Here is a 10,507-nt window from a genome sequence, read left to right as displayed (position 1 = left end):
GCCATGGCCTCCGCCGGCAAAACCCTGGTCGAACTGTTCGGACTCGCCCGCGAACTCAACATCGACGCCGAAGGCATCGACATGGGCCCCAACCCGGTCGACACCGCCCTCGCCGCCGACCTCGCCCTGCCCATCGAAGAACTCGAACTCACAGTCCGCTCCTACAACTGCCTCAAACGCGAAGGCGTCCACTCCGTGGGCGAACTCCTCGCCCGCTCCGAAGCCGACCTCATGGACATCCGCAACTTCGGCACGAAATCCATCGACGAAGTCAAGGAAAAACTCGCCACCATGGGCCTCGGCCTCAAAGACAGCCCACCCGGACTCAACCCCACCACCACCGACACCTTCAGCACCAACGACACAGACACGGGCTTCCCAGAAACCGAGCAATACTGAACACCGCCCCGCACCGGCCCGGGAAACACCCCGCAGACAGGGAACAGGAAACCTCCGTCTGCCGGGCTCACCACCATGCAGCCGGGGCGGCGAATTGGAAGCAATCCGGGTGCCCCGGCCCGGGCGCGGACGGCCCCGCAAACGGCCGGACCGGGTGCGGGTCGCCAAGGCGTACGAGTCCCGCCGTAACCGGTCCTACCTGCGTAGACGCGGGATCGAGGCAACCCTTCCGGTACCCGCAGACCGCGTCCGGAACCGACAGAAGCGCGGGTCCCGCGGCGGCCGTCCGCCGAAGTTCGACCGGGACGACCACAAGCAGCGGCACGCGGTTGAGTGCGGGATCAATCGCCTCAAGCGTCACCGGGCCGTGGCCACCGGGTAAGACAAGCTCACCGTTCGCTACGAAGCGAACGTGCTGATCGCAGCCCTCAATGAGTGGCTGTGACCTGCACTTTCACATGGCGGTCCTAGGGCTACGTGCCTCTGAAGGTAGAGAGTTGGTGCTTCTCGCTGTTGGATATAGGCGTGCCGAAGAGCGATGACTACGCGAGAACCAGTGCTCGACTGACTGTCTGGGGCTGCCTTGCCGGGCTGGCCGTGGTCCTGGCTATTCCGGTGACCGTACTGGTGACCGTCCTCCTCTTCGGGATGCCGACCCCCTAGAGCTGTCGGTTGTCCAGCGCACACCCGCTCGTTGTACAGGTGGCGGATGGAATGGCCCGTCAACGGCCGTCGCCTCAATGAGTAGCTGCGACCTGCACTTTCGCAACAGACCCAAGATCGAAGAGGTGGCGCGTTCGGTGTCGTCCAGTTGCCGGGCGCGGGCCACGGCCTCCAGGACGGCGTGGGAAACGCCCTGGACGCGGCCTCGCTCCAGACGGACGTAGTAGTCGACGCTGACCCCGGAGAGCTGGACGACTTCCTCGCGCCGCAGCCCCGGGACGCGGCGGGCGCCCGGGCGCGGAGCAAGGCCGGCCTGTTCAGGGGTGACCCGGGCTCGGCGGGTGCGCAGGAACTCACGGATCCCGGTGCTGCGGTCCATGAATCTCCCGTACGGCCGCTCCCGGGCCGTCGGCTGCCCGGAAAGGGGTACTGCGGGAGCCCCGGTGGAGGGGTGCCCTTTTCGGCGGCCGGGCGGGGTCGGCAGGTGGTTGCCTGAATTTCGACGGCCGGCAGACCGGCGACCCGGCCGAGCTCGCCCGCGCCCTGTTGGCCATCGCCGACCAGGAGAAGCCGCTGCTGCGGTTCGTCGCGGGTGCCGACGCCATCCCAAGGTGTCGAAGCCAAAGCCAGGGAGCTCCTGGCACAGGCCCAGGCATCCCGCGTACTGGGCGGCGACCTGGCATACGACGACGTCAGCGCCTGAGTGCCGGCCAGTGGCAGAGCAACGCGTGACCGGAACCAGGAGTGGCCGAGTATGTCTGTGCACAGCCAACTATCGCTGTCCCGTGACAGCACTCCTTGAGCGCATGCCATCTGAAGTTGAACGGAAGTGGTCGAGCGCCTTCGCGCTGCCCCTCTCCGGTTGCCGTTGGGGTGCGCTCGGCGCTTGCTGGAAGGGCGGGTGGAACGGCCCGCCCTTCCAGGAGGAGCGCACCATGGCGCAACCGGTAAGTCGGCCAACGGTCAGCGCTGAGCAGTTCAGCCGAGTGTGTGACGAGATCAGGAGCACGGCGGCGCCCGAGAAGGACGCTCAGTCCATCCGGGACTGCGCGCTGCGCATCATGCAGACCCTGGGCCTGGCGCTCTCCACGGATGACCCGAGCAGGCTCCTCGCCGAACTCATGGCCTCTACGGGGGCCCCACAGCCAGAGAGCCCTCGGTACACACGAGAGGCCATCCTGGACATGCCTCACGAACAGCCAGGAGAAGATGAAGGCCCGGTCAGGTAGGCCGGGCCGTCACGCCTGATCACATCCTCAAAGCACCGGAGGGCGCCTGATCGTCACCGCTCAATCTTCGCCGGCAATCGGTCAAGGTTCGCCGACGCAAGGCAATCACCGAGCGTCACAAGGCGACGGGCGAGGGATCCCCTCAAATCGCACACAAGAACGAGTTACTGCCCGATTCCCCGTGCCTACGCGCGGCCCTGCGGCGGCCAGAATCCACTGCCAGACATCCTCGTCGGGGGTCCAGGGCGCTCGCGCGATATGCCGTACGAGCCCTGGCGGGGTCTGCGGCCGGCACGGCCCGACTGCCCTCGGCTGCACAGAACCGCAGGTTGTCCTCGACCGACCGCCCGCCCGTACGCGTCGACCGTGTTGGGTGTTCGACCGACGTTTGCCGCGAACTGCAGCCACCGGCGCGCCAGTTGATGCTCTTCGACAGTGGGGAACTTGCCCCTCGGGACAGGGGCCGCGTCCGTAGGTCAGCGCTGTGACTCCAAGGGTCGTCGGCTTGGGCGGTCAGCCGTCGCGACCAAATTTGAACGCGTTCAATGTACTGTGGAGCGGGCGACCGGGCTTGGCTCAAGTCACCGCCCCGGTGCCTGGTGAGAGGGATGTGCATGGCGCGAAGGATGGGGCGTTGGGCTGCTCTCGTAGCTGCGGCGACGGTACTGACCGTGTCCTGCGGCTTGGCGCCATCGGTCTATGCGGCGGATATCTCCGTGAACGAGTTGGCGGGCCGATGGGTCAGCGAGGCGGGTACATCCCTGATGTTCCGCGAGGATCACACCTTCGCCGGCGAGCACTTCACCGCATCGGACTGTGGCGACCTCGCGACGCCGGAATCTGGTACCTGGGCGTTCTACGCGTTCACCGGGAACCACAAGCTCGGTACTCCTGATGAAGCAGCCATACGTGGTTCTGTTCTGTCCCTGGCTTCGGTTGCCGACGGCTGCACGGTGACCGTCTACCTGTTCGGAGATGAGGACGACCCCGTCATGTGCCCAACGGGCGATGCGGATGCGGGCTGTCCCTCTGACGAGTATCTCCGCCACTCCGAATAGCCCGTCGAGTCGATGTGATCGCCCGCTGGAGTTGCTCGATTCCATACAAGGCAGATCCGCGACCAGCTGCGCACACGCATCCGCCGCCAGATGGGCCGATCCCCCGGTGCCGTCGTCACCGTCATCGGCTCCCAGTCCGTGAAGGCCGCGGTGACCGTCGGGAAGGACTCACGCGGCTGCGACGGCGCGAAGAAAATCAACGGCCGCAAGCGCCACCGGGTGGTGGACACCAAGGGCCTGCCCCTTTTCGTCATGGTCACCCCGGCCGACATGACCCCGAAATCACCCTCGCCTGGGCCGCGATCACGCTCATGACCAGGCGTACCACCCGCCGGACTTCCCGTAGGAGCGGACGGCCCGCCTCCCGTGAAGCCCATCGAGATCGATCGTTCTCAGGGCCACGGTCGTCGCCTCGACTCAGGCCTTCCCGATCCGGGGTTGGCTACGGATCACCGTCGAGTCGGACGCGACCGGGAAAACGTGAACTCCTCTGGAGCGGACAGCTCGAAGTGCGCGAAATCGTCGCCTTCGGCCCCCTACGCCGAACTGATCGATAGAGGTCGTGAGTTCACGAATATCGACGTGGTGATTCCCATGAACCCAAGGGTGATGGGCCGATGACGACCCCAATTCAAGGGGCGGTCCGCCCGGCTCAGCGTGCTGCTCTCGTGCAGGACTAGAGGAGCGGACGCCCAGTTGGTCCAGGGTGGTCCGGCGGTCGCAACCGTCGTGGCGGGCTTCCAGTGCTCAGGGCCTTCAAGGATCGTCAGTCCATGCTGCGGCGAGCAGGGAATCCGTGCGTGCGGGCCGCCAGGACGACGGCCAACACGGGGATCAAGAGGATCAGCACGCTCCAGGGAAGGGACTCGGTACCGAGCGCGTCCAGCAGAATGCCGCCGACCACTCCGCCGCCTGCCATGGCCACGTTCCACAAGGTGACCAGCATGGCCTGCGCCGCGTCGGCCCGCTCGCCGCCGGCGTCGCCTGCCGCGGTTTGCAGCAAGGTCGGTGCGCCGCCCCAGCCGAGTCCCCAGAGCGCCACGGCTACGTACACCAGCGCAGGCGCCTCCGAGCGCAGCGCCAAGACGCCGCCGGCCACCGCGACGAGCAACGTGCTGGTGACCATCAGAGTGCGCAGCCGCCGGTTGATCAGGGAGCCCACGGCCCAGATGCCCAGCAGTGAGGCGCCGCCGAAGAGCAGAAGGACGAGGTCCGTCCGACCGCCCATCCCGAGGTCGTCGAGGAAAGTGGAGATGTAGGTGTAGAGGATGGTGTGCGCGCACACGAACGCGAAGGTGACAGCAAGGACCGGACCGACGCCGGGCACCTTGAGCGTGCTCGGCATCGACGGTGAGTAGCCCTTTCTCCTTGGTGTTCCCGGATAGTCCGGGACGGTGGCGAGGACCCATCCCAGCAGGACGAGCGTCAGCCCGGTCATCAGGAGGAAAGCCGCCTGCCAGTTGACGACCTTGCCGATGAACGACCCGGCGGGCACGCCGAGGGAGAGGGCGACGGGGATACCGGCCATGGCCACCGCGATGGCCTTGCCCTGAAGGTGCGCGGGGGCCATCCTGCGGGCGTAGCCGGCCAGCAGTGCCCATGCCAGGCCGGCGGCGACACCCGCGGCGAACCGAGCGGCCATGGTCAGCGGGTAGTACATGGAAAGTGCCGTCACGGTGTTGGCCACGGCGAACCCGGCCATCGCTGTCAGTAGCAGCCGCCGGCGGCGCCAGCCGGCGGTCGCGGTGGAGAGCGGTATCGCTGTGAGCACGGTACCGAGGGCGTACATCGTCACGGTCTGCCCTGTGGCGGACTCGCTCACGCCCAGGTCGGCGCTCATGGAGGGTAGTAATCCGGCGGGCAACGTCTCGGTGAGACTTGTGATGAACACGGCGGTCGCCAGCGCGAGCAGAGCCGGCATGGGTAGCTTCTGGGGACGAAGCGGCGTCTCAGCATGGTGCGGTGAGTCGTCAGGAGCGCACGAGGGCTCCCTGGTCAGATCTGTGCTTGACATGACAGCATGCTTGAACACTTCCACTGATGTGAAGGTCAAACCAGAGCTGGAAAAGGGCGCCAGCGCGCCGTGGGGGCAGTGAACGTGCGCATCGGAGACCTGTCGGAACGCACCGGTGTCTCGCGCCGGATGCTGCGCTACTACGAGGAGCAGGGGCTGATCGCCTCCCAACGGTGCGCCAACGGCTACCGTGACTACGCCGAGCCCTGCGTGGACCGCGTTCAACAGGTGCGCGGCCTGCTCGACGCCGGGCTGTCGACACAGACGATCCGGAAGATCCTGCCCTGTCTCGGCCCACCCGGCCGGATCAACATCCCGCACCCCACGCCGGAGACGATTGCGCTGCTGGAGGACGAGTGCGCGCGGATGTCGCAGAGGATCACCCAGCTCACTCGTAACCGGGACGCGATGTCCGTCTATCTCGCGCAGGTGCGAAGGGCGGCTCGTCCCGAGCCGGACACGGCGGAAACGGCCGGATAAAAAAGACCTCCGCCGGACACACCCCGGCTCCTACCACCGGCGTTCGGATCCCCGGTAAGGACGAGCAGCCACCGGATCCGGCCTCGCCGCTGACGTCCGCCCCGCCGCCCGCGGACAGGTGGACCCCGGCGTCGCGCCGGCCGTACTGGCAGCGCGACGCCGGGGTCGCGGGCTACGCCCGTGATGTCACGCGATGTCGACCATCCCGGACGCCCAGTCGTCCAGAATCCTCGAGGGGTCCAGGACGACGGGCAGTTCGGTCAGGCCCCGGAAGGCGGGGAAGGGCACGGTGAGCCACTTGGCCTCATTCGCCGGCAGGGCCAGGGAGAGATTCGGGAAGCGCCGGAAGAGCGACGCCAGGGCGATCTGCATCTCCATCCTCGCCAGCGGTGCGCCGAGGCAGAAGTGCGGCCCCGTACCGAAGGCCAGGTGTTTGCTCTGTACGCCCGGCCGGGCGATGTCGAAGGTGTCGGGGTTCTCGAACGCGGCGGCGTCCCGGTTGGCCGAGGTGACCGCGATCTGTACCAGCGAACCCTTGGGAATGAGCGTCCCCGCGATGGTGATGTCCTCGAGGGCGTGGCGGAAGGTCGCGTTCTCGACCGAGCCCTCGAAGCGGATGATCTCCTCGATCGCGTTCGGGAGCAGATCGGGCGAGTCGATCACCTGCTTGAGCTGCTCGGGATGGGTGAGCAGCGTGTAGACGGCGTTGCCGATGAGGTAGGCGGTCGTCTTGTGGCCCGCGAACAGCAGCACCCACAGCGTGGACAGCAACTCACCGTCCGTCAGCGACTCCTGCTCGTCCTGCGTCTGGATGAGGACGCTGAGCAGGTCGTCCTCGGGGGCCTTGCGCTTACGGGCGATCAGGACCTCGAAGTACTCCCGGAGAGTGTTCTCCGCCTCGGCCAGGCGATCCTTGTCCTTCTTGCTGAAACCGGTCCGCGCGACGACACTGCACCACTGCTGGACCTCCTGCCGCTCCTCCTCGGGGACGCCGATGAGTTCGCAGATCACCTGCAGGGGCAGCGGGAAGGCGAAGGCCGACAGCAGATCCACGGGCTGCAGAGTGGAGCAGTTGTCGAGCAGCGTGTCGGTGAGCTCCTGGATCCGTGGGCGCAGCGCCTCGATACGGCGGGGCACGAAGGCACGGCTGATGATCCGGCGCAGCCGCGTGTGCTTCGGCGGGTCGGCGAACAGCATGTTGTCGTCCAGGGCGATGGAGGAGTCGCCGAAGATGGACCGGTAGGCGTCGATGGCCGCGTACATGTCCTTGCTGATCCTGGGGTCGGCAAGGGCGGCCTTCGCGTCTTCGAAGCGGGTGATCAGGTACGAGGGCACACCGTGGGGCGGGGTGATGCGGCAGACCGGCGCGTTCTCCCGCAGGTGCTGGTAGAGGGGGTGCGGGTTGGCCCGGTATTCCGGGCAACCACGGGATGCCGCGTCCACCGCCCGGGCTGTCTCGTCCGCGAGATCCTGCTCCTGCATCTGAGTCATCGACGGCCCTTCTTCTCTTCCCACGGTGGCACAGGTCGGCTGCAATCTTGGAATGCATTGACGCCGCCCGGAAAGGGAAAACGCGATTCACCCTGACGCGGACCCACATCGTCGGCACGGTACGGAAACGGAAAAGAAGAGTGTGCCGTCCGGGGGAAGGCTCGATTGCCGACCCCGGGGGCCTGTGACAGGTTCGGATCGAGGGCCGCCTTGAATGCGAATCGCTGCCCGAACTACCGCTGGGTCACTGGAGGAGGACGGGCTGTGGACACGCACGACAAAGACATGGTGCCGGTATTGATCGTGGGCGGTTCGCTTGTCGGACTGTCCGCGTCGGTGTTTCTGGGAAGACTGGGCGTCACCCATATGGTCGCCGAGCGCCGGGCCGCGACTTCCGAACATCCCCGGGGCCGGGGGAACAACATGCGGACGATGGAGTTGTTCCGCACCGCCGGGCTGGAACCGGACATCAGAAAGGCCGCTGCCGTCCTGGCCGGCAATCACGGCATCATGCAGACGGACAAGCTGTCGGGCGGCGAGAGCAGATGGCTCTCGGCCCGTCTCACCGGCGGAGCCCCCGAGACGAACGTGTGCTCCACCCGGCGGTGCGCGTGCAGCCAGAACGACCTGGAGCCGGTCCTGCTGACACATGCCCGTGCACTGGGCGGGGACGTGCGCTTTGGTACGGAGCTGATCTCCTTCACCGAGGACCGGGACGGCGTGACGTGTGAACTGCGCGAGCGGGAGAGCGGTCGGACGTACTCGATGCGCACGGCCTACCTCCTGGCGGCCGACGGGCCGCGCAGTCCCGTGCGCGAGCGGCTGGGCATCGGGCAGAGCGGCGGGGGCGACCTGTTCCACAACGTGAGCGTCACCTTCCGCAGCAAGCTCCTCCGTCAGGTGGTGGGGGACCAGCGGTTCCTCGTGTGCTACCTGAACGGAACCGAGGGCGAAGGGGTCCTGCTGCCCGTCGACAACGAGGAGAAGTGGGTCTTCCACGTCCCGTGGTTCCCCGAGCGCGGCCAGACGCTCGAGTCGTTCACCGACACGCGCATCGCCGACCACGTCAGGGCCGCCGCCGGCGTACGGGACCTGGACGTCGAGGTCACGGGACGGGCCCCGTGGCATGCGGCGGACCGGGTCGCCGACCGCTATCGGCAGGGACGCGTCTTCCTCATCGGTGACTCGGCCCACGAGATGCCCCCCACCGGTGCCTTCGGATCCAACACGGGCATCCAGGACGCGCACAACCTCGCCTGGAAGATCACGGCCGTACTGGGCGGCTGGGCGGGAGAGGGCCTGCTGGACACCTACGAGAACGAACGGCGCCCGGTCGCCCTGGCCACGAGTGCCCGGGCCATCGAGCAGGCCGCACGCGAGCAGCACCCCGGCTACACCGCCGCGCAGGGTGGCGGCCAGAGCACGGATCTGATGACCGTGTCCCTCGGCTACCGCTATGTCTCCACGGCCGTGTCCGGCGCCGACACCGACGCGCCGACCATCCCACAGACGCTTCGCCTGCAGGCGGACCCCGGCACCCGGGCCCCGCACATGACCGTCGTGCACGACGGGGAAACCAAGTCGACCGTCGACCTGTACGAGCGGTGCTTCGTCCTCCTCAGCGGCCTTGCGGACGGACCGTGGCCGTCGGCCGCCCACGCCGCGGCGGCCGAGCTCGGCGTGCCCCTGGTGTCCTACCGCGTCGGCGCCGGCCCGGACTTCGACGTCGACACCTCGCCCGCCCTGGCCGCCGGTGCCGAGGACTGGGCTGCCACACACGGCGTGACCCCGCAGGGCGCGGTGCTCGTGCGCCCCGACGGAATGGTCGCCTGGCGCTCCGACGACCTCCCCGCGAATCCCGAGGACGAGCTGACGCACGTTCTGCAAGGCCTCCTCAGCCGCTGATCCGGCTGTTCCGACACCCCGAACCGTTCCCCCGTAGGGAGCCCCTCCATGCCTCATGCCGAGACGACCGACCTGCAGGCTCCGGGCGACATAGGCCTCCGCACCGCGGCGAGCGCCGACGACGCCCGGCACGAACGCGTAGACGTTCATCACCACTACACCGCCCCCGAATGGGTGCGGTGGGCCGAGAAGAACGGGATCGCGGACCGTGACAGGCTGCCGCCGTGGAGCCGGTGGGACGAGGCCTCCGCCCTGGACCTGATGGATCTGACCGGCACGCGCACCAGCATCCTCACCGTCGCCATGCTGGGACGCTTCCAGGACGCGGCGACACGCAAGGAGAGCACGCGTGTCGCCATCGAGGCCGCGGGCGACCTGACCGTCCGGCGCTCCGACCGCTTCGCCTTCTTCACACCCGTCTTCCTCGACGACGCCGAGCTCTCCCGCTGGTCCGTCACCCATGGGATGGACCAGCTCGGCGCGGTGGGCGTCAGTGCGCGCACCAGCACGGACGGCACGTATCTGGGCGACCCCGGACTCGACCCGATCATGGCGGAACTCGACGAACGCGCCGCTGTGATCAGCACGCACCCCATGCAGGTGAACACCTCCGGCGGCCCCGAGGGCGTACCGCCGTTCGTGTGCGACTTCCTCATGGACACGACCCGCGCCGCACTGAGCCTGATCATGAACGGCACTCTGGACCGTTTCCCGCGGCTGACGTTCATCCTCCCTCACGGCGGCGGGTACCTCCCCTACATCGCGAGCCGGATCGAGGTCTTCGGGCGCCAGCTCGTCCCCGCCGTCGATCCCGGCCGCGTCCGCGACTACCTGCACCGCTTCTACTACGACACGGCCGCACCCATGTCGCCGTCGGCCACCCCCACCCTTCTGGCAGCCGCGGGCTCCTCCCGCATCCTCTACGGAAGCGACTGGCCGCCGACCCCCACCCAGGTGGTCGCCGAGGTGACAACTCCCGCTCTGGACAGGGATCCCGCCCTCGGCGACCTGGAGCGCGGTCACATCAACCGCGGGAACGCCCTGCGTCTTCTGCCCGCCCTCGCGCCGGCCTGAGCACGCGCGGAGGGTCGTCCTCGTACCGCGCGTGTGTGGGCGCCACGGAGAATCGCTGCCCGGCTCGCTCGGCGCTCGGACCTACGTCGGGGGGGGGGGGGGGGGGTGAGACGCCGCAGCGCAACGCACCCCGGGGTGGCGGCACACAGAAACCGCACGAACTGGCGCGCGCGTAGAGATTGGGCGGTGGTAGG

7 protein-coding genes and 3 pseudogenes are annotated in these 10,507 nt (G+C 67.9%); 7 read left to right on the top strand and 3 right to left on the bottom strand.

Features of this window, described 5'->3' with window-relative positions:
* Together ABZ642_RS45425 and ABZ642_RS45420 are read left to right on the top strand one after the other, a co-directional pair.
* A partial coding sequence (locus tag ABZ642_RS45425; protein ID WP_360497304.1) for a DNA-directed RNA polymerase subunit alpha C-terminal domain-containing protein occupies nucleotides 1-399 on the top strand: 399 nt, incomplete at its 5' end.
* 94 nt (nucleotides 400-493) lie between these two features.
* A pseudogene (locus ABZ642_RS45420) lies at nucleotides 494-844 on the top strand (transposase); the annotation flags it as partial.
* Between the two features lie 345 nt (nucleotides 845-1,189).
* Here ABZ642_RS45420 and ABZ642_RS45415 read toward each other — a convergent pair.
* Nucleotides 1,190-1,441 (bottom strand): annotated as a pseudogene (locus ABZ642_RS45415) (helix-turn-helix transcriptional regulator); the annotation flags it as partial.
* A 1,566-nt stretch (nucleotides 1,442-3,007) separates the two neighbouring features.
* On the opposite strand from ABZ642_RS45415, the gene ABZ642_RS45410 reads away from it, so the two are divergent.
* Both ABZ642_RS45410 and ABZ642_RS45405 read left to right on the top strand, forming a co-directional pair.
* Complete coding sequence (locus ABZ642_RS45410; protein ID WP_360497301.1) at nucleotides 3,008-3,349, top strand: hypothetical protein; 342 nt, start codon at nucleotides 3,008-3,010, stop codon at nucleotides 3,347-3,349.
* A 51-nt stretch (nucleotides 3,350-3,400) separates the two neighbouring features.
* Nucleotides 3,401-3,622: pseudogene (locus ABZ642_RS45405) on the top strand (transposase); the annotation flags it as partial.
* Nucleotides 3,623-4,115: 493 nt separating this feature from the next.
* On the opposite strand, the gene ABZ642_RS45400 reads toward ABZ642_RS45405, so the two are convergent.
* Entirely contained in the window at nucleotides 4,116-5,363 is a 1,248-nt protein-coding gene (locus ABZ642_RS45400) for an MFS transporter (RefSeq protein ID WP_360497298.1), read from the bottom strand.
* 84 nt (nucleotides 5,364-5,447) lie between these two features.
* Here ABZ642_RS45400 and ABZ642_RS45395 point away from each other — a divergent pair, with 84 nt between their 5' ends.
* Nucleotides 5,448-5,843, top strand: a complete 396-nt coding sequence (locus ABZ642_RS45395; RefSeq protein ID WP_360497295.1) for a MerR family transcriptional regulator — start codon at nucleotides 5,448-5,450, stop codon at nucleotides 5,841-5,843.
* Nucleotides 5,844-6,029: 186 nt separating this feature from the next.
* On the opposite strand, the gene ABZ642_RS45390 is transcribed toward ABZ642_RS45395, so the two are convergent.
* Entirely contained in the window at nucleotides 6,030-7,334 is a 1,305-nt protein-coding gene (locus ABZ642_RS45390) for a cytochrome P450 (protein WP_360497293.1), read from the bottom strand.
* Between the two features lie 285 nt (nucleotides 7,335-7,619).
* Between ABZ642_RS45390 and ABZ642_RS45385 the strand changes: the two genes are divergently transcribed.
* Together ABZ642_RS45385 and ABZ642_RS45380 are read left to right on the top strand one after the other, a co-directional pair.
* Nucleotides 7,620-9,239: an FAD-dependent monooxygenase gene (locus ABZ642_RS45385; protein WP_360497309.1), complete on the top strand. Its 1,620-nt coding sequence runs from the start codon at nucleotides 7,620-7,622 to the stop codon at nucleotides 9,237-9,239.
* A 48-nt stretch (nucleotides 9,240-9,287) separates the two neighbouring features.
* A complete protein-coding gene (locus ABZ642_RS45380) occupies nucleotides 9,288-10,313 on the top strand; it encodes an amidohydrolase family protein (protein WP_360497290.1) in 1,026 nt (341 codons plus the stop codon).
* The last annotated feature ends 194 nt before the right edge of the window (nucleotides 10,314-10,507 follow it).

The organism is Streptomyces sp. NPDC007157 (assembly GCF_040634235.1).
In the GTDB taxonomy this organism is placed as follows: Bacteria; Actinomycetota; Actinomycetes; order Streptomycetales; family Streptomycetaceae; genus Streptomyces.
Note: the sequence above shows the minus strand (reverse complement) of the source record. Positions and strands in the feature narration are given on the sequence as shown.